This is a genomic window from Actinosynnema sp. NPDC049800 (assembly GCF_040656635.1).
Classification (GTDB): domain Bacteria; phylum Actinomycetota; class Actinomycetes; order Mycobacteriales; family Pseudonocardiaceae; genus Actinosynnema.
The window spans coordinates 25,297-45,095 of sequence record NZ_JBFAMT010000041.1; the positions used below are offsets into that span (position 1 = coordinate 25,297).

Annotated in this window: 11 protein-coding genes; 6 read left to right on the plus strand and 5 right to left on the minus strand. The window is 75.2% G+C overall.

The window, feature by feature from the left end; translation table 11 throughout:
* Window positions 1-37: 37 nt before the first annotated feature.
* Window positions 38-280 carry a phosphopantetheine-binding protein gene (locus AB0I91_RS32405; RefSeq protein WP_498783216.1) on the minus strand — a complete coding sequence of 81 codons (243 nt, stop codon included), beginning with the start codon at window positions 278-280 and terminating at the stop codon, window positions 38-40.
* Between the two features lie 288 nt (window positions 281-568).
* On the opposite strand from AB0I91_RS32405, the gene AB0I91_RS32410 reads away from it, so the two are divergent.
* Entirely contained in the window at window positions 569-2,050 is a 1,482-nt protein-coding gene (locus AB0I91_RS32410) for an amino acid adenylation domain-containing protein (RefSeq protein WP_499640364.1), read from the plus strand.
* 210 nt (window positions 2,051-2,260) lie between these two features.
* On the opposite strand, the gene AB0I91_RS32415 is transcribed toward AB0I91_RS32410, so the two are convergent.
* Window positions 2,261-2,833 (minus strand): LOG family protein, encoded by a 573-nt coding sequence (locus tag AB0I91_RS32415; RefSeq protein ID WP_498783213.1) that lies wholly within the window; start codon window positions 2,831-2,833, stop codon window positions 2,261-2,263.
* Between the two features lie 17 nt (window positions 2,834-2,850).
* A complete protein-coding gene (locus AB0I91_RS32420; RefSeq protein WP_498783211.1) occupies window positions 2,851-4,146 on the minus strand; it encodes a Zn-dependent hydrolase in 1,296 nt (431 codons plus the stop codon).
* 208 nt (window positions 4,147-4,354) lie between these two features.
* On the opposite strand from AB0I91_RS32420, the gene AB0I91_RS32425 reads away from it, so the two are divergent.
* Genes AB0I91_RS32425 through AB0I91_RS32445 form a run of 5 tightly spaced genes read left to right on the plus strand, consistent with a single transcriptional unit; the run spans window position 4,355 to window position 9,409 of the window.
* On the plus strand, window positions 4,355-4,552 hold the full coding sequence (locus AB0I91_RS32425) for an MbtH family protein (protein ID WP_230572455.1): 198 nt from the start codon (window positions 4,355-4,357) through the stop codon (window positions 4,550-4,552).
* Window positions 4,553-4,555: 3 nt separating this feature from the next.
* Entirely contained in the window at window positions 4,556-5,593 is a 1,038-nt protein-coding gene (locus AB0I91_RS32430; RefSeq protein ID WP_499640366.1) for a cysteine synthase family protein, read from the plus strand.
* Window positions 5,593-7,128, plus strand: a complete 1,536-nt coding sequence (locus AB0I91_RS32435) for an argininosuccinate lyase (protein WP_498783208.1) — start codon at window positions 5,593-5,595, stop codon at window positions 7,126-7,128. Before AB0I91_RS32430 ends, AB0I91_RS32435 begins: the two co-directional genes overlap by 1 nt.
* Window positions 7,125-8,327 (plus strand): ATP-grasp domain-containing protein, encoded by a 1,203-nt coding sequence (locus AB0I91_RS32440; protein WP_499640368.1) that lies wholly within the window; start codon window positions 7,125-7,127, stop codon window positions 8,325-8,327. The genes AB0I91_RS32435 and AB0I91_RS32440 overlap by 4 nt, the downstream gene beginning before the upstream one ends.
* 14 nt (window positions 8,328-8,341) lie before the next feature.
* Entirely contained in the window at window positions 8,342-9,409 is a 1,068-nt protein-coding gene (locus tag AB0I91_RS32445) for a GntG family PLP-dependent aldolase (protein WP_499640370.1), read from the plus strand.
* Between the two features lie 118 nt (window positions 9,410-9,527).
* On the opposite strand, the gene AB0I91_RS32450 is transcribed toward AB0I91_RS32445, so the two are convergent.
* Both AB0I91_RS32450 and AB0I91_RS32455 read right to left on the minus strand, forming a co-directional pair.
* A complete protein-coding gene (locus tag AB0I91_RS32450) occupies window positions 9,528-10,751 on the minus strand; it encodes an MFS transporter (RefSeq protein WP_498783202.1) in 1,224 nt (407 codons plus the stop codon).
* A complete protein-coding gene (locus AB0I91_RS32455; RefSeq protein WP_499640372.1) occupies window positions 10,744-19,797 on the minus strand; it encodes an amino acid adenylation domain-containing protein in 9,054 nt (3,017 codons plus the stop codon). The genes AB0I91_RS32450 and AB0I91_RS32455 overlap by 8 nt, the downstream gene beginning before the upstream one ends.
* Between the last annotated feature and the right edge of the window lie 2 nt (window positions 19,798-19,799).

Consider the following 19,799-nt stretch of genomic DNA (forward strand, 5'->3'; position numbering starts at 1 on the left):
CGGGAGGGGCAGGACGGGGCGGGGCGGGACGCTCGGCTCAGCCGCGCGGCCCGGCGGGTTCCGCGCCGGTCACCAGCAGCCGCAGCGCGTCGAGCCCGTCCGCCTGGAGCACGTCGAGGTAGTCCAGGTCGCGCCCGGTCGCCTCGAACACCCGCGTGGCCAGCAGCACGGCCTTGAACGAGTCCCCGCCCGCCTCGATGAACCCCACCGCGGGATCGGTCGCCGGTCCGAGGACCTCCCGCCACAGGTCGAGCAGGAGTTCGTCACGGTCGAGCGCCACTATCGCATCCCCCTCGATCGGCACAAGACGATCCGGAAAGGGCTCACCGCAAATTCGACCGAGCCGGTCCCCGAACCGTCCGACAGTCAATTTCCCCATTCAGTCGGACCGTACCACAACGGATCGGGAGGGGAAGGGGTCCACGCGCCCAAGATCAATTCGGTGCACGTCGGGCGATCGGTCTCGACCGCGTTCCCGGGAATACGCCGTCCGGGTCCGCCGGCAATTTGTGGTTCACTGGCGGTCGGAGAAACCCGAAACGGACCGCGGTGGACCGGGAGGGCGCCAATGGGCGTGGTGTCGTTGTGGGACTTGTTCACCTCGAGCGCCGCCACGCACCGCGGGTTCGTGGCGCTCGAAGCGGAGGGCCGCAGGCTCACCTACGCGGAGTTGGCGCGGGCCGCCGAGCGGGTGGCGGGTCTGGTCGGGCGGGCCAACGGCGGACCGCCCGCGCGCCTGGGCCTGCTCGCCGCGCGCGGCGTGGTGGCGTTCACCGGCTACCTGGCGGCCGTGCGCCTGGGCGCGGCCGTGGTGCCGCTCAACCCGGCGTTCCCGCGGGCGCGCAACGAGCTGTTCGCGCGTGCGGCCGGCGTCGACCTCGTGCTCGCCGACGCGGCCGACACCGCGCAGCTCAGCGCCCTGGGCGGTGGTCTGGCCCTCACCCCGGACGAGGCGCTGACCGGTCCGGTCGCCCCGGCGCCTGCCCGCGACGACCCGGACCCGCTGGTCTACGTGGTGTCGACCTCGGGCTCGACGGGCCGGCCCAAGGGCGTGCCGATCCGGTGGCGCAACCTGCTGCCCTGGCTCCGGTTCAACGGGCCGCGGCGCGGCATGGCGGCGGGCGACCGGGTGTCGCAGACCTTCGACCTCACCTTCGACCCGTCCGTCGCGGACATGTGGCTGGCGTGGACGGCCGGCGCGACGCTGGTCGTGCCCGAGCCGCACGAGGTGCTCAAACCGGTCGGGTACGTGCGCGACCGCCGCATCACGCACTGGTGGTCGGTGCCGTCGACGATCGCCGTCGCGGAACGGCTGGAAGGGCTCGAACCGGGCAGCATGCCGACGTTGCGGCGCAGCGTGTTCGGCGGGGACCGGCTGCTGCCCGGCCAGGCCGCGCGGTGGCGGCGGGCCGCGCCGAACAGCCGCCTGCTGAACTCCTACGGCCCCAGCGAGGTGACGATCTCCGTCAGCAGGCACGAGCTCACCGGGGACGAGGACGGGCTGCCCACGGTGCCGATCGGCCGGATCTACCCGCACATGGAGCACGTCGTGCTGGACGAGGACGGCCGGCCGGCGCCGGTGGGCGAGCTGTGCGTGCGCGGGCCGCAGCGGTTCGACGGCTACCTCGACCCGGCGGACAACGCGGGCCGGTTCACGGCCTGGGAGGGCGGCCGCGCGCGGGTGTTCGAGGACCGCGTGCCGACCGACCGGCATTGGTACCGGACCGGCGACCGGGTCGCCGAGGAGAATGGCCGGCTGCTATTCCTTGGTCGCGTGGACAACCAGGTGAAAATTCGTGGTTACCGCATTGAGCCGGGTGAGGTGGAATCTGTTCTGTGTCGTCACCCGGATGTCCGCGAAGCGGTGGTGAATGCGGTCACGCAAAGCGATCGGACGGATCTCGTCGCCCGTTACACGGGTAATCCGGTGCCGGTGAGTCACCTGATCGACCTAGTGCGCGAGCACCTGCCCCCCTACATGCTCCCGCACCGCTTCGAGCACTGCGACGAGCTGCCGCTGAGCCCGAACGGAAAAATCCTCCGGACGTGACACGCGTCGGATCCGCGCGCGACACGGACCGGTAGCGCGGAGATCGTGCCGCGGTTCCCCGGCCGGGGAGGGCCGGGCGGCCACCGTGGCGCGGTCGAGGCACCGCACCGACCGCGGGCCGGTGGCGGAGGGTCGACCGGCTCCGATCGGGGCCGAGGCGACGGCCCGGAACCCGGTCGGATCCGGGTCCCGGGCCGTTCGGCGGGGTGGTCAGCGGGCGGCGAGCTCGGCGACCCGTCGTGCGCCGCACAGGTCCAGCGCCTCCTCCGCGGTCGAGGCCAGCCGCACGAGGCCGCGTTCGCCGCCGGAGATGAAGCCCTCGCGGGAGCTGCGGTCCAGCAGCGCGCCCAGCGGGCGGTAGTAGCCGTCCACGTCCAGCAGCACCACGGGCTTGTCGTGCAGGCCGATCTTGACCCACGTCAACGCCTCGAACAGCTCGTCGAAGGTGCCGAAACCGCCGGGCAGCACGATGAACGCGTCCGCCAGCCGGTACATCATGGACTTGCGCTCGTGCATGGTGTCCACGAGGTGGATCTCGTCGATGTCGGTCTTCACCGGGTCGTACTGGGTCAGGTGGTGGGGGATGACGCCGGTGACGTGGGCGCCCGAGGTGAGCGCCCCGTCGGCCACCGCGCCCATCAGCCCGCCCCCGCTGCCGCCGTACACCAGGCCGATGCCGCGCCTGCCCAGCTCGGCGCCCAGCTCGGCCGCGCGGGCCAGGTAGGCGCCGCCGCGACCGGGGTTGGCGCCGCAGAACACCGCGATCCTCTGTGGACTGGTCATGGTCTCCTCCTCGTGGCTCATGGCCGCGCCACCCCGAGCACGGTGCGCAGCAGCGTGTCCGCGCCCGCCACCAGGTGGGTGTCGTCGGTGTCTTCGTGCGGTGCGTGGCTGATCCCGTCCCGGCTCGGCACGAAGATCATCCCGATCGGCGCGAGGGACGCGACCACCTGCGCGTCGTGGCCCGCCCCGCTGTCCAGGGCGGCGTGCCGCAGGCCCAGGCCGTCGGCCGCGTCGGCGATGGCGCGGCTCAGCGCGTCGTCGGTGGCGACCGGCTGGGTGATCCGGGCGGGCAGCACCTCGATCCCGGTGTCGGTCGCCTCGGCGAGCTGCGCCAGTTCGGTGGTGATCGCCAGTTCGGCGGCGCGCAGCCGGTCCGCGCGGCCGTCCCGGATCTCGGCGGTGAGCCGCGCGGTGCCGGGGATCACGTTGGTGGTGCCCGGGTCCACGCTGATCCGGCCCACTGTGGACACCCGGCACAGGTCGCGGGTGCGGGCCAGCTTCTCGATCGCCAGCACCGCCCGCGCGGCCACGGTGAGGGCGTCGCGGCGGGCCCACATCGGCGTGGTGCCGGCGTGGTCCTGGTCGCCGCGCACGGTGATGTCGAGGATGGTGCGGCCGGTGATGGCTTGAACGACCCCGATGGGGACGCCCGCCTGCTCCAGCACGGGGCCCTGCTCGATGTGCAGCTCCAGGTAGCCCGCGACCGACCCGGCGGGCCACGCCGCGTCCGCGATGTTGTCCAGGTCGCCGCCCGCGGCGCGCAGGGCGTCCGGCAGCGCCACGCCGTTCGCGGTCATCCGCCGGGCGTGCTCGGTGTCCACCCGGCCGACCAGGCCGAGGGAACCGAAGAACGGGTAGGGGAAGAACGCGCCCTCCTCGTTGGTGAACGCCACCGCGACCGGCTCGTAGGCCAGCTCGACGTCGTGCGCGGCCAGCACCCGCAACACCTCGCACGCGGCCATCACGCCGTAGGTGCCGTCCAGCCTGCCGCCGTCGACCACCGTGTCGATGTGCGAGCCCATGAGCAGCACCGGCCGGTCCGGGCGAGCGGCGCCGGGCCGCCGCACGACGAGGTTGCCCGCCTCGTCGGTGCGGGCCACCAGCCCGTCGCGGCGGCACTGCTCGGCGAGGTACGCGCGGGCCGCGGTCTCCTCGGGGGTGAGGCCGAGCCGGGTGATCCCCCGCCCCGGCCGGGCGCCGATGCGGGAGATCTCGGCCAGCCGGCGCAGCAGCAGCACACCGTCGACGTGCAACTCGTCATCGGGCCACGGCCACGCGGCCGGGCGCACTGATCCTTCGGCGGGAATGCTCATGGGACTTCGACCTGCCTTCGACGGGGGCCGGACCGGCTGGGTGACACCGTCGCCGGATCCACGGGACTGCCACCACTGAACCGCCCGGTCCTATCGATCCGGCATCGGTGGCCGATCGACGCCGACCGGGCGATAGCGGCGGGATAGGACCGCGGTAAACGGCCGTCGGAACCTGGTGTCCCCGGCACGACGGCGAGAGGCGGAGACCGTGTCCGACAGCGAGGCGACCTTCAAGGTCGTGGTGAACCACGAGGAGCAGTACTCGATCTGGCCGGCCGGTCGGGACGTCCCGGCCGGCTGGCGCGACGGCGGCGCGACGGGCACCCGCGAGGAGTGCCTGGGGCACATCGAGCGGGTGTGGACCGACATGCGCCCGCTCAGCCTGCGCACGCGGTCCGGGGGCTGAGCCGTGCCCGCGTTCGGCGACGTGGTCGAGGCGTACCGGATCCCCGTGGTGGTGCGCCTGACGGACAACCTCTACGCGTTGGCCTACCGGCTGATGAAGATGGTGCCCGCGCGGCACATCATGCGGCAGGCGGCCGACCAGGGCCTGCTGGAGGCGGGCACGACGGTCGTCGAGACCACCTCCGGCACGTTCGGGCTGGCGCTGGCCATGGAGTGCGCGATCACCGGGCGGCCGCTGGTGCTGGTCAGCGACCCGGTGATCGACGCGCCCCTGCAACGCAGGCTCGAAGACCTCGGCGCGACCGTGGACATCGTGCGCGAACGCGCGCCCGGCGGCGGCTACCAGGCCACCCGGCTGGCCAGGGTGGCGGAGCTGATGGCCTCGCTGCCGTCGGCGTTCTGCCCGGAGCAGTACGCCAACCCTGCCAACCCGGCGTCCTACGCGCTGGTGGCCGAGCTGCTCGCCGACCAGCTCGGCCAGGTGGACTGCCTGGTCGGCCCGGTCGGGTCGGGCGGCTCGATGTGCGGCACGGCGAGCGCGCTGCGCGAGGCGTTCCCGGACCTGCGGGCCGTCGGCGTGGACACCCACCGCAGCGTGCTGTTCGGCCAGCCCGACGGGCTGCGGGCGCTGCGCGGGCTGGGCAACAGCCTGGTGCCCGCGAACCTGGACCACCGGCAGTTCGACGAGGTGCACTGGGTCGACGCGGGCCGCGCCTACGCCGCCACCAGGGACCTGCACCGCAGGCACGCCCTGTTCATGGGGCCGACCAGCGGCGCGTCCTACCTGGCCGGCGCGTGGTGGGCGGCGCGCAACCCGGACGCGCTGACCGTCGTGGTGCTGCCCGACGAGGGGTACCGCTACCTCGACACGGTGTACGACGACGGGTGGCTGGCGGCGGGCGGCTGGTCCGCCGACGCGCCCGCCGGCGCGCCGGTGACCGCGAGCACGGCCTCGGACGCGGTGGCCGGCTGGTCCCGGCTGCCGTGGGGACGCCGTTCGCTGGCCGAGGTCGTGGGCGCGGACCTGGCGGGAGTCGCGTGATGGACGTGCCGACCGTCGCGCCGCCGAGGTCCGCGGTGGGCACCGGGCGGGTGGTCGGCGGGCTCGGCGCCCGCTCCGCGCGCATCGTGTTCGGCGCGACCGCGGATGCCGGGATCGACGCCGAACTGCCCTGGGTCAGCACGATCGACCAGGCGCACCTGCTGATGCTCGCCGCGCGCGGGCTGATCGCGCCGGAGTCCGCCGCCGCGCTGCTGGTCGAGATCGACCGGCTGCGCGGTGACGGGTTCGCGCCGCTGCGCGGGCGGCCCGCGGTGCGCGGGGCGTACCTGCTGTACGAGGAGCACCTGATCGGGCTGCTCGGCCCCGCCGTCGGCGGCGTCCTGCACACCGGGCGCTCCCGCAACGACCTGAAGGCCACCGTGCACCAGTTGCGGGCCCGCGAGCAGGTGGCGGCGGTGCTGAGCGGGCTGCTGCGGCTGCAGGCCGTGCTGCTGGCCGCCGCACGGCGGCACCGCAGGACCGTGATGCCCGCGTTCAGCCAGTACCAGCCCGCCGTGCCGGTGAGCTACGGCTGGTACCTGCTGGGCATCGCAGAGGCGCTGGACGAGGACATCACCGGCGTGTGGCACGCCGCCCGGTCGCTGCGCCGGTGCCCGCTGGGCGCGGCGGCGGGCGCGGGCACCGACGTGCCGGTCGACCCGGCGCACACGGCGCGGCTGCTCGGGTTCGACGAGCCGGTGGAGCACGCGGGCTACTCCGTCGCCTCGCGTGACGGGCTGGTCCGGCTGCTGTCGGCGGGCGCGCTGGCCGGGCTGACGCTGTCCCGGCTGGCCGCCGACCTCCAGCTGTGGAGCACGCCCGAGTTCGGCCTGGTCGACTTCCCGGACAGCCTGGTCGGCTCCAGCTCCGCCATGCCGCAGAAGCGCAACCCGTTCCTGCTGGAGCACATCAAGGGCGGCGCCGGCGCGTTGATCGGCGCGTGGACGGCGGCGGCGAGCGTCACGCGCGGGGTGCCGTTCGGCAACTCGGTGGAGGCGACCACGGACGCCGTCGCGCCGGTCTGGCCCGCGTTCGGGCAGCTCGTCGACGTGCTCGGGCTCGCGCTGTCCGTCGTGGCCGGCGCGCGGCCGAGGGCGGGCGCGATGCTCGCCGACGCCGACCGCGGCGGCACGGTGGCGACCGCGCTGGCCAACCGACTGGTCACCGCCGGGGTGCCGTTCCGGGTCGCGCACCGCGCGGTCGGCCGGCTGATCACCGGCCTGGCGGGCGGCGGTCCCGTGTCCGGGTCCGCGATGGTGGCGGCCTCCGCCGACCTCGACCGGGTCCTGTGCGACGAGGGGTTCCCGGTGGACCTGGGCGCGGTGCTCACCGGGTTGGACCCGGCCGCGGTCTGCGCGGCGACCGACTTCGGCGGCGGGCCGGGTCCGCGCTCGTTCGACCGGGCCCACGCGCGGCTGCTGGCCGACTGGCGGGACCGGGTGCGGGACGCGCGGGCCTGGGCCGGCCGGGTGCGGGCCGCGGACGACGAGCGGTCGGCCGCGGTGCACGCGCTGGTCGCCGGGGCGGGGCGGTGAGCGCGGGTCGGCTGGCGCTGGTGGAGAGCAACACCACCGGCACCGGCCGCGACTTCGCGGTGGCCGCCCGCCGGCTCGGCCTGCGCCCGGTGCTGCTCACCAAGGGGGAGCGGCACTACCCGTACGCGGCCGAGCTGGACCTGGACGTGCTGCCGGTGGACACCGCCTCGGCGGAGGCCGTGCGGACCGCGTGCGCGGCGTTGCCGGGATTGCGCGGCGTCACCAGCAGCAGCGAGTACTTCATCGGCGTGGCCGCCGCCGTGGCCCGGGACCTCGGGCTGCCCGGCGTGGACCCGGACGGGATCGCCCTCTGCCGCGACAAGGTGGCCGCCCGGGAGCGGCTGGGCCACCTCGGGGCGCCGGACTTCGCGGGGTGCCGCACGCCCGCCGACGCGGTGGCGGCGGCCCGCGCGTTCGGCCCTGTGGTGGTCAAACCGGGCCGCGGTTCCGGCTCGTGCGGGGTCCGCGCGTGCGCCGACCCCGAGGAGGCCGGGCGCTGGGCCGCCCGGCTGTTCGCCGACGGCGCGGCGGAGGTGCTGGTGGAGCGGGAGATCACCGGTCCCGAGTTCTCGGTGGAGGTGCTGGCGGGCGAGCTCGTCGGCGTGACCGCCAAGCACCTCGGCCCGAAGCCGCACTTCGTCGAGCACGGGCACGACTTCCCCGCGCCCGTGCCCCGGTCGACGTCCGCCGCGCTGGGCTCGGCCGCGCTGGCGGCGCTGGAGGCGTGCGGCCTGCCGGACGGCACCGCGCACGTCGAGTTCCGCTGGGCGGACGGCCGACCGTGGCTGATCGAGGTCAACCCGCGGCTGGCGGGCGGCCTCATCCCCCGCCTCGTGCGGCACGCGTCGGGACGGGACCTGGTGGCGGAGGTGGTCGCCCACGCCGCCGGCCTGGCGCCGCCCTCCCCGTCGGCGCCCGCGGCACCGGCTCACGCCTCGATCCGCTTCCTGGTGCCGCCCGCCGGCGTCGTGACCTCGGTGTCCGGTGTGGACGACGCGCGCCGGGCCCCGGGCGTGACCGAAGCCGTGTGCACGGCGACACCGGGGGAGCGGCTGACCCCCGACCACAGCTTCACCGACCGCCGGGGCCACGTCATCGCCGTGGGCGCGACGGCGGCGCAGGCCATCGCGCGGGCGGGATCGGCGCACGCGCGCATCCGGATCGCGACCGCACCGATCCCGGTGCCGGCCACCCGTTGAGAAGAGGACGTGCCATGCCGAGTTCGATCGTGGAGCTGCGCAGCGACACCTTCACCACCCCGACGTCGGAGATGCTGGCCGCGATGGTCGGCGCGCCGCTGGGCGACGACGTCTACGGCGAGGACCCGACCGTGGCCCGGCTCGAGGAGCGGTCGGCGGACCTGCTCGGCAAGCAGGCCGGTTGCCTGCTGCCCAGCGGCACCATGGCCAACCTGGCCGCGATCATGGCCCACGCGCCGCGCGGCACGGGCGTGCTGGCCGCGCGGGACTCGGACATCTACGCCTACGAGGCCCACGGCGTCTCGGTGCTCGGCGGGCTGGCGCTGCACCCGGTCGAGACCGACGAGCACGGCCGACCGCGGCCGGAGTCCCTGCTCGCCGCGCTGCCGGAGGACGTCGACGACCCGCAGTTCGCGGTGCCGGCCGTGGTGTGCGTGGAGAACACGGCCAACCGGGCGGGCGGCGTCGCGCTGACGGCCGCCGAACTGGCGACCGTGGCCGACTTCGCCACCGCGCACGGGATGAGGTTCCACCTGGACGGCGCGCGGATCTTCAACGCCGCCGTCGCGCTCGGCGTGCCGCCGGCGAACCTGGTCCGGCACGCGGACTCGGTGCAGTTCTGCCTGTCCAAGGGGCTGTCGGCGCCGATCGGGTCGGTGGTGGTGGGTTCGGCGGACTTCGTGGCCGCCGTCCGCCGGCTGCGCAAGATGCTCGGCGGCGGGATGCGCCAGGCGGGCGTGCTGGCGGCGGCCGGCCTCGTCGCGCTCGACACCGGGATCGACCGGCTGGCCGAGGACCACGCCAACGCCCGTGCCCTGGCCGAGGGCCTGGCCGGGGTGCCGGGCGTCGAGGTCGACCAGGTCCGCGTGCGCACCAACATGGTCCGCTTCCGGCTGACCGGCTCGCGCCTGACGCACGCCGCGCTCATCGAGCTGGCCGCCCGCGACGGCGTCCGGCTGGCGGAGCTGGGCCGCGGCACCCTCCGCGCGGTCACCCACCGGGGCGTGGACGCCGCCGACGTGTCGCGCGCGGTGTCCACCATCGCGGCGATCGTGCGGGAGCACTCGCCCGTCGCGGTCTGATCGTGCGCGTGCGAAGAGGCCGGTGGTCCGCAGACCACCGGCCTCTTCGCTGTCACGTCGACGGGGTGTGCGCTGTCGGGTTGCGGGCCGCCGCACGACCGGGCCGGCCCGCTGCCCGTCAGCGCTCCGCGCCCACCGGCACGGGCGGTTCGCCGGCCACCACCGGGGCCTGCCGGGCCGACGCCCGCAGGGTCAGGGCGGCCCCGGCCAGCAGCACCACCGCGCCCACCGCGAACAGCACTTGGTACCCCAGCACGGTGAGCAGGCCGCTGCCCAGCGCGACCGACAGCGCCAACGGCGCGGACACCGCCAGGTCCGCCGCGGAGAACACCCGGCCCTGGAGGTTCTTCGGCGTGTTCGTCTGCAGGTAGGTGATCAGACCCACGCCCGCCAGCGGCAGGCAGACCCCGGCGACCGCCATCGACACCAGCACCACCGGCAGCGACGGCACCACGAGCAGCACCAGGCTCACCGCGTACCCGGCGAGGCCGAGCCGCACCAGCCGCAGCTCGCCGAGGCGTCGGTTCAGCCGCCCCGCGAACGGCCCGATCAGCACCGCCGCCGCGCCCTGCACCACGCCGGTGATGCCGACGAACGCCGGGTCGAGGCCGAGCCCGTCGCCGATCGCCGAGAAGATGCCCGACTCGCCGAACCCGTACGCCAGCGCGGCCACCCCGAACCCGAGCACCAGCCAGCGCATCACGCGGTGGTCGACCACGTACCGGACGCCCTGCGCGATGTCCGCCCCGAACGCCCGGCCGCTGGGCTCCGGCCGCTCCTCCCGCACCCGCATCCGCAGCAGGAACGCCACCGCGGCCAGGAACGTCAACGCGTCCAGCACGATCACCGCGGGCGCGCCGAGCCAGACGAACAGCCCGGCCCCGACCAGGGGCGCGACGATCCGCAGCGCCTCCCTGGTCGAGCGCAGCAACCCGTTGGCCTCGGCCAGCCGGTCGGCGGGCAGCACGTCGGCGATCAGCGCGGACTGCGCCGACCCGATCACCTTGTTCACCGCGCCGTAGGCGAACATCACCAGGTAGACGAGCCACACGTCCTCGGGGCCGTCCACCAGCAGCAGCGGCAGCACCACCACCGCGCCCACCAGGTTCGCGGACACCAGCAGCCGGGACCGGCGCACCCGGTCCACCACCGCGCCGAGCACGGGCGCGGCCAGCGCGGCGGCGGAGAAGAAGAACATCACCAGCCCGGCCTCCGCCGAACTGCCGGTCAGCGTCTTCACCCAGATGGCGAGCGCCAGCCACAGCGCCGAGTCGCCGAGCCCGGACAACGACTGGCCGACCAGGTAGAGCCGGACCACGCGGTCGCGCAGCACGCTAGTCATGGATGATCTCCAAGTCCGCGACGCCCATCTCGGCGTGCACCTCGCGCAGGAACTCGCGCCCCACGTCGCCGTTGGTCATGACCACCAGACCCGCCTCCGTCTCCCAGTCGAACGTGGTCAAGCACTTGTAGCCCGGCGTCTCGCCGCCGTGCCCGATCCGGGTCCGGCCGCCGAGGCGGAACACGAACACGCCGAGCCCGTAGCCGGAACCCATGCCCGGCGTGCCCAGCTGCCCGCCGAGCGAGGCCGGCAGCAGCGACGACCGGCCGTGCGCGGCCCGGTGCACCTCGAGCGTGATCCGGGCCAGGTCGGTCGCGGTGGTCCACAACCCGGCCGCGGCGTGCTCGGGCAGCACCCGCCACCCGCCGGGGTACGCCTCGCCGGTCGCCCGGTGCCCGCTGGCCACGTCGGCCCGACCGGCCACGAACTCCGCCCCGTAACCGCTGGCGCGCAGCCCGAGCGGGGCGAGCACCAGGTCGTGGGCCGCCACCGCGAACGACGTGCCGGTGACGTCCTCGACGAGCTGCTGGAGCACGGTGTAGTGGCTGCCCGAGTAGCGGTACCGCTCGCCGGGCGGCAGCTCGCCGCGCACCGCGGGCGTGTCGACCCGCGCGGAACCGGTCAGCACCTCCGCCAGCGGCGGCACCGGCCCGTCCGGCGGGTAGCCCGAGTAGTCGTGGAACGTCAGCCCGCCGGTGTGGTCGAGCAGTTGCCGCACGGTCACCCGCGACCCGACCCGCCAGCCGCGCAGGTGCGCGTCGGCCGGCGCGTCCAGCTCGACCAGCCCCGCGTCGACGAGCCGGAGCACGGTCAGCGCGGCGACCTGCTTGCTCGCCGAGCCCGCCTGGAACACCGTGCCGGGCGTGATCGGCGCGGACTCGCCGCGCCGCAGCACGCCGTGCGCGAACGCCCGCACCGGTTCGCCGTCCACCACCACGGCGGCGCTCAAGCCGGGCAGCGCCCGACGGGCGGCGGGCACCAGCAGCACCGGCGCGCCCGGGAACACCCGGGTCGCCACCGGGTCGGCCGGCGGCGCCGGCAGGGTCGCCAGCAGCCGCAGGTGGTCGAGCACCGCGTCCGCGAGGCGGCGCACGGTCGCCCCGTCGTGCCGGGCGGTGGAGAACTTCCACGTCACGTGCAGGCCGTCCGCGTCCAGCGCGGCGTCCACTTCGAGCAGGTACGGCCGCACGCCCTCGGGCGAGCGCGCCACCCCGGTCGGCCCGTCGACCGGCCGCAGGAACTCGCGCGTCCCCCCGGTGTGCCGACCGTGGTAGTTCAGCACGAGCTGCGCGGCCTGCCGCCCGCCGGACAGCCCGTAGCCGATGCCGTGGTCGGGCACGCCGTGCAGCTGCTCGGCGGCCACGGCCAGGTCGGTCGCGGCGTCGCCCGTCAGCTCGACCAGCACCGGCTGCACCGCGGTGAACCAGCCGACCGTGCGGGACAGGTCCACGTCGGCGAACAGCGGCTCGCGACCGTGGCGCTCGACGTCGACCAGGGCGGTCCGCCGTCCCGTCCAGTCGGCCAGGGCTCGGGACACCGAGGCCAGCAGCAGGTCTTCCACCCGGTGCGGCGAGCCGGTCACCAGCCCGGCCGGCACGCGGGTGGTGATCTCGACCGCCGACCCCTCGCTGTGGGCGCCGGTCACGTGGTCGACGGGCAGGTCGGCGGCGGCGGAGAAGTCCAACCCCCGCCAGTACGCGGCCTCGCCCGCGAACTCGTCGCCGGTGGCGTGCGCGGCCAACCTGGACGCCCAGTGCTGCACCGACGTGGTCTTGGCGGGCAGGGCGACCGGCTCGCCGTCGCGCACCTGCCGGTACGCGGTGGTGAGGTCGTCGAGCAGGACGCCCCACGACACGGTGTCCACGGCCAGGTGGTGGATCACCAGCAGCAGCCGGTCACCGTCCTCCCCGCGGCACAGCACCGCCCGCAGCAGCGGACCGCCGGCGAGGCTCAGCCCGCGGTGGGCCTCGTCCGCCGCGTCGGCCAGCTCGTCGTCGGCGACCACCCGCACCTCGGGCGCGTCGGTCACGTCGGCGAGCCGCTGCTCCCAGCCGTGCTCGCCGCGCGTGAGCCGCAGCCGCAGCGCGTCGTGGTGCCCGACGAGCACCGCCAGCGCGGACCGCAGCACGTCGGGGTCCAGGCGTTCGTCGGTGGCCAGCAGGGCGCTCTGGTTGTAGTGGTCGTGCGGCCAGTCCAGTTCGGTGAACCAGCGCTGGACCGGGGTCTGCGCCACCGGCCCGGTGATCACGCCCTGGTCCGCGTGCACCGCGACGGCGGCCCGCGCGTCCAGGTCGTCCACGGCGAGGCCGGCGATCGTGGGGTGGTCCATCAGGCGGCGCGGGCTGATCGGGATGCCCGCCTGCCGCGCCCGGGACACGATCCGGATCGCCAGCACCGAGTCGCCGCCGAGGTCGAACAGGTTGTCGTGCACGCCGACCCGGTCCACGCCGAGCACGTCGGCCCAGATGTCGGCCATCGTCTGCTCCCGGCCGCTGCGCGGCGGCAGGAACCCGGCGGGCGCGGTCGTCACGGCCGTCGGCGCGGTGCCCACCACGCTCGGGGCGAGCAGGGCCGGCAACTCGCCCAAGGTCCGCTCGTCCTCGGCGACCAGGGCCCGCAGCACCACCAGGCAGTCCTCGGCGAGCCGCCGGGCGGTTCCCGGGCGGTACCGGTCGCGCTGGTGGTTGAGCTGCAGTTGCAGGCCGTCGCGCAGGATGGCGTCCAGCACCAGCGGGTAGCCGGTGTCCAGGGCCTCGGTGGACGCGATCGCCGCCACGCCGGGCGGCAGGGCCTGCGTGCCGTAGCGCTCGTTGTGGAACACCACGATGCTGTCGAACAGCCGCCGGGACCGGTCGGCCGGGTCGGCCTGCCTGCGGACCTCGGTCATCGTGCAGTGCTCGTGCTCGCGCAGCCGCACCAACTGCTCGTGCACGCCGCGCAGCCAGCCGCCGACCGGGGCCGCGCCGTCCAGGCCGACCCGCACCGGCAGGGTGTTCATGACCATGCCGACGACGTCCTGCACCTCGGGCGCGGACCGGCCGGTCACGGTGGACCCGAACAGCACGTCCGACCGGCCGCCGTGGTGGCCCAGCACCAACGCCCACGCGGCGTGCACCAGCGCGCCCGCCGTGACGCGATGGCGTCGGGTCGCCCGGTGCACGGCGGCCACGAGGTCCGCCGGCGCGTCGACGACCACGATGCCGTTGCCGATCCGGCCGTCCTCGTTCTCGTCCTCGGCCCGACCCGCCTCGACCGGATCGGCCGCGGGCAGCGGGGTCGGCTCGGTGAACCCGGCGAGCACGCCCGCCCAGTGCCGGGCGTCCGCGTCGCGGTCACGGCCGGCGAGCCAGGCCAGGTAGTCGCGGTAGGGCGTCGGCTCGGGCAGTTCCGGTGGCGCGTCGCCCTCGCCCAGTGCCCGGTACGCGGCGTGCGCCTCGCGGAACACCGCCGTCGCGCTCCAGCCGTCCAGCACGATGTGGTGCGTGCGCCACAGCAGTTCCGCGCTCCGGTCGCCGGTGCGGACGAGGGTGAGCCGCATCGGCGGCGCCGCGGACAGGTCGAACGGCGTGCGTTGCTGCGCGGTCATCAGCTCGCGGAGCCGGTCGGGGCGCTCGTCGGCGGGCAGGCCGCGCCAGTCGAGCACGGACAGCTGCACGTCCTCGGCGCGCAGCACCACCTGGTGCGGTTCGGCCAGGCCCTGCCAGACGAACGCGGTGCGCAGCGCGGCGTGCCGCCGTGCGACCAGCCGCCAGGCCCGTTCCCAGCGCTCCGAGTCCGCGTCTTCGTCCAGGTGGAAGCCGAACACCTGCACGTACGCGCTGTCCTCGCCGATGGAGTGCACCAGGATGCCGGTCTGGAGGGCGGACAGCGGATAGGCATCGGCCACCGCGTCGGCGCCGAAGCGGGCGTGCAGCTGCGCCAGCACGTCGTCGTCGGGTCCGGTCGTGTCGGCCGGGGCGGCTCCGGTGGCGGCCACGCTCGCGACGGAGGCCAGTGCGGCGATCGTCGGGTGGCTGAACACGTGACCGGGCCGCAGCCGGAGACCGGCGTCCCGGGCCCGCGCCACCACCTGCATGGCGAGGATGGAGTCGCCGCCCCACTCCACGAAGTCGTCGTGCGGCCCGATGTCGGGCACGCCGAGCACGTCGGACCAGATCGCGGTCAGGATGCGCTCCGCCTCGGCGGACCGCGACCCGACCGGCGCCGCGGCCGGTTCGACCGGCGTTGCCACGACCGGCGCTGCGGCCGGCTCGAAGCGCGTCGCCCCCACCGGGGCCGCGGACGACACGAGCACCTCGTCCGGTGACGCCCCGGCCGCCAGTCGGGCCAGCACCTCTCCGTATTCGGCGAGCAGCGCCGCGCTGTCCGCCGCGGTCACCCGCTCGGGGTCGGCGAACAACGACACCTCGACCGCGTCGCGGTCCGCGATGTCCAGCACCAGCGGGTGACCGGACCGGCCGTGGTCGTGCGCGACCGCGCTCAGCACCGCGCCCGGCAGCCGCACCTGTCCGGTGGGGACGTTGTCGAACACCACGATGCTGTCGAACAACGACCGCCCGGCCGGCACGCCGCAGTGCCGCCGCACCTCGCCCGGCACGCTGTGCTCGAAGGGCCGCAGCGCCCACTGCTCGGCGCGCAGCCGGTGCAGCCAGTCGCCGGTGGTCTCGCCGGGGGTGAACCGGACTCGGGTCGGCACGGTGTTCATCAACATGCCGACCACGCGGTCCAGGTCCGGCAGGTCCGCCGACCGCCCGGCGACCACCGTGCCGAAGACGACGTCGCGCCGACCGCTGTTGCGGGCCAGCACCAGGCCCCACGCGCCCTGCATCAACCCACCGAGCGTGCCGCGGTGGCGACGGGCCAGCGCCCGCAGCGCCGCACTGTCCTCATCGGACAGCACGACCCGGTCCTCGCGCGGTGCCGGCCGCTTCGTGGTCGCGGGTTCGGGCCCGACCGCCGGGATCGGCGTCGGTTCGGTGAAGCCCGCCAGGGCGTCGCGCCAATAAGCGGATTCCTCGGCCCGGTCGCGACCGGCCAGCCAGGCGAGGTGGCGCAGCGAGTCCACCGGCTCGGGCAGCTCGGGCGCCGGCGCGCCGACCGCGAACGCGCGGTAGAGCGCGACCAGCTCGCCCAGCACGATCGGCATGCTCCAGCCGTCCAGCAGGGCGTGGTGCAGCACCCAGACCACGTGGTGCGCCTGCTCGGCCACGCGGACCAGGTGCACCCGCACCGGCGGCCGGTCCTCGGCGAACCCGCGCGAGCGCTCGGCGCGCAGCAGCCCGGCGAGCCGTTCGGCCGGTGGCTCGGGGTGGGGGTCCCGCCAGTCGTGGCGCTCCACCGCCAGGACCGCGTGCGGGTGGATCACCTGCACGGGGTGCGGCAGGTCGCGCCAGTGCAACGAGGTCCGCAGCGCCGCGTGCCGATCGGCGACCGCCCGCCACGCCCGCGCCATCGCGTCGTGGTCGAGGTCGCCGTCGAAGGTGAGCACGAACTGCTCCAGGTAGTCGCCGGACTCCGGGTCGGCCACCGCGCTGAGCAACATCCCGGCCTGCAACGGCGACAACCGGTGCACCGCACCGAGCTTCGCCAACGCCGCCACACCGGGCACTGGGCCCAGCCCCGTCAACGCCGCCGCACCGCGCACCGCGTCCAGCCCGGCCACCGCCGTCGCATCCGGCCCGGTCGCCGCCGCATCCGGCACCGCATCCGGCCCAGTCGACGCCGCCGCACCGGGCACCGGGCCGTTCCCGACCGCCGCGTTTCCGGCATCGACCGCGTCACCGGCAGTGATCACGTCACCGGGGCCGACCGCGCCGGCCAGTTCGGCGATCGTCTGGTGGCGGAAGAGCGCGCTCACCGACATCGCCAGGCCGACCCGCCGCGCCCGGGCCGCGACCCGGATCGCCAGCACCGAATCGCCGCCCACCTCGAAGAAGTTCTCCCGCACCCCGACCGACCGGCCCAGCACCTCCCGCCACACGGCGACCAGCAGGTGCTCCACGGGAGTGCTCGGCGCGTCGTCGGCGGCGCGGGTGGCGGCGGCCGAACCCGGTGCCGGCAGCGCGGTGCGGTCCACCTTGCCCGCGCTGGTCAACGGCATCCGGTCGAGCACGACGAACACCGACGGCACCATGTAGTCCGGCAGCACCTCGGCCACGAACGCGCGCAGCTCGGCCGGCGTCGGGGGAGCGGCCCGGTCCGCCGCGACCAGGTAGCCGACCAGCCGCTTGTGCCCACCCGCCCCGGTGACGGCCGCGGCCACCGCGTCCACCACGCCGGGGTGCAGGCCCAAGCGCGCCTCGACCTCGCCCAGCTCGATGCGGTACCCGCGCACCTTCACCTGGAAGTCGGTGCGCCCCAGGAAGTCCAGCTCGCCGTCCGGCCGGTAGCGGGCCAGGTCGCCGGTGCGGTACAGCCGGTCGCCGGGCTCGCCGAACGGGTCGGGCACGAACTTCTCCGCGGTCAGCGCGGCCCGGTGCAGGTAACCGCGGGCCACGCCGATGCCGCCGATGTACAGCTCGCCGACCACGCCGACCGGCATCGGGTTCAGGCCGCTGTCCAGCACGTACATCCGGATGTTGTCGATCGGCCTGCCGATGGGCACCGACCGCGACGGGTCGAAGTCGTCCTCGACCACGTGCACCGAGCAGCCGACCACGGTCTCGGTCGGGCCGTACTCGTTGATGATCCGGGCGTTCGGCGCGACCTGCCTCCAGCCCGCCACGGTCTCCGGCCGGACCTCGTCCGCGCCGACCACGAACGTGCGCACGGAACGCACCGAACCCGGGTCGAGCATCCCGCGCAGCACGTCCAGGTGCCCGGGGGTGATCTTGAGCAGGCTGAAGTCGCCCGGGTCGGCCAGCACGCCCGCCAGCGTCTCCAGGCTGCGGTCCGGCGGCAGCAGCGTCACGCACCGGCCGCCGACCAGCGGCAGCCAGAAGTTCGGCACCGACAGGTCGAACGCGATGGAGCCGAGCATCGGCGCGCCGCGCTCGCCCTCCAGCCCGTAGCCGGTGATCGCCCAGTGCAGGTAGTTGACCACGCCGACGTGCGGCACCAGCACGCCCTTGGGCTTGCCCGTCGAGCCGGACGTGTACATGACGTAGAGCAGGTTCCCGGCGTCGGACAACGGCTCCGGCGCGCTGCGCGGTCGGGCGTCGATCTCCGGCCAGTCGGCGTCCACCAGCACGAACCGGCCCGCGAACGCCTCCGGCACGGCCGAGCGCAGCGCGGCCGTGGTGACCACGATCGGCGCGGCGGTGTCGGTGAGGATCCACTCCAGCCGGGCGCTGGGCAACGCGGCGTCCAGCGGCACGTAGGCCGCACCCGCCTTCAGGATGCCCAGCAGCGCCACGAACATCTCGGTCGAGTGGCCGACGCACGCCGCCACCAGGGACTCCCGGCCGACGCCCATCGCCCGCAGGTGGTGCGCGAGCTGGTTGGCCCGCTCGTCCAGCTCCCGGTACGTCACCGTACCGCCGTCCACGGCACGGACCGCGACCCGGTCGGGCTCCTCCCGGGCCCACCGCTCGAACAGCCCGTGCACGGTGGCGTCGTCGGGGAACACCGCGTCGGTGTCGTTCCACCCCCGCAGGGCGCGGTCGCGCTCGGCCGGGGTGAGCACGTCCAGCTCCGCCAGCGGGCGGTCCGGCGTGGCGACGGCGCGGCCGATCAGCTCGGCCAGGTGGTCCAGCAACCGCCGCGCGGTCGCGTCCTCGTACAGGCCGCGCGCGTAGGTCAGGACCAGCTCGACGCAGTCCGGCCGGGTGATCGCGAACAGGGTCAGGTCCACCTTGGCGTGGCCGTCGTCCACCGGGACCGGCTCGACCGCCAGCCCGGCGAACCGCCACGGCGTGGCACCGGCCTCGAACGCCTGGAACAGCACCTGGAACACGGGGTTGTGCTCGGCGCTGCGCTCCACCCGCAGGTCGGCGACCACCTGGTCGAACGGCACGTCGGAGTGGGCCAGCGCGTCGAGCACCGAGCGGTTCACCCGGCGCACCGACTCGGCCGCGGTCGGGTCGCCGGACAGGTCGACGGGGATGGCCACGGTGTTGGCGAACAACCCGACCAGCGGCTCGGTCTGCGGCGTCGGCCGGCCCGCGACCAGCGAGCCGATCGCGAACCTCGGCTGCCCGGTGTAGCGGTGCAGCAGCCCGGCGAACAGCGCCAGCACCGTGCTGAACACGGTCGTGCCCGAGGCGGCGGCCAGCCGGTGCACGCCCGCGGAGGTCTCGGCGGAGAGCCGGGCGCGGATCGTCGCGCCGCGGTGGTCCGCGACGTCGCGGGCCCGGTCGGTCGGCAGCTCCAGCACGGGCGCGGCGCCGTCCAGCGCGGTGCGCCAGTGGTCGAGCTGGCGGCGGCCCAGCGGCCCGGCCACCCGTTCGGCCTGCCACCGCGCGTAGTCCGCGTAACGGACGTCCAGCTCGGGCAGCGAGGGCTCGGCACCGGTGTGGAACGCCTCGTAGAACGCGGTCAGCTCGCGGGCCAGGATGCCGCCGGACCACTCGTCGACCAGCAGGTGGTGCGCCCGGATCACCAGCAGGTGCTCCTCGGCGTCCCCGGAGACCGGCACCAGCACCGCGCCGAACAGCGGCCCGGCGGCCAGGTCGAACGGGACGCGGGCGAGCGCTGCGGCCAGGGCGAGCGCGCCGTCCAGGTCGTGCGGCTCCTCGACCCGCAGCAGGTCCGCCGACACGTCGCCGAGCACCTGCACGGGGCCGTTCTCGCCCTCCGGGTAGGCGCTGCGCAGCACCTCGTGCCGGTGGGCCAGGGCGGCGAACGCGGCGGCCAGCGCGCCGCGGTCCACCACACCGCGCAGCCACATCGACCACTGGACGCCGTACACGGCGTTGTCGGTCAGGAGTTGGTTGGCCAGCCACATCCCGTGCTGCACCGGGGAGAGGGCGGTCGGCCCGTCACCGGTGAGCCTGCGGATCTCCGGCCGGTCCGGCGCGCCGGCCGACGCACGGCCGCGCAACCGCTGCTCGATCAACCGCTGCTTCGCCGTGCTCATCTCGCCCGGCCGCACTGCTTCGGTGGTCATCG

Coding starts and splice junctions, on each gene's coding strand:
- AB0I91_RS32410 (WP_499640364.1), top strand. CDS start 569: ATGGGCGTGGTGTCGTTGTGGGACTTGTTCACCTCGAGCGCCGCCACG.
- AB0I91_RS32415 (WP_498783213.1), bottom strand. CDS start 2,833: ATGACCAGTCCACAGAGGATCGCGGTGTTCTGCGGCGCCAACCCCGGT.
- AB0I91_RS32420 (WP_498783211.1), bottom strand. CDS start 4,146: ATGAGCATTCCCGCCGAAGGATCAGTGCGCCCGGCCGCGTGGCCGTGG.
- AB0I91_RS32435 (WP_498783208.1), top strand. CDS start 5,593: ATGGACGTGCCGACCGTCGCGCCGCCGAGGTCCGCGGTGGGCACCGGG.
- AB0I91_RS32445 (WP_499640370.1), top strand. CDS start 8,342: ATGCCGAGTTCGATCGTGGAGCTGCGCAGCGACACCTTCACCACCCCG.
- AB0I91_RS32450 (WP_498783202.1), bottom strand. CDS start 10,751: ATGACTAGCGTGCTGCGCGACCGCGTGGTCCGGCTCTACCTGGTCGGC.
- AB0I91_RS32455 (WP_499640372.1), bottom strand. CDS start 19,797: ATGACCACCGAAGCAGTGCGGCCGGGCGAGATGAGCACGGCGAAGCAG.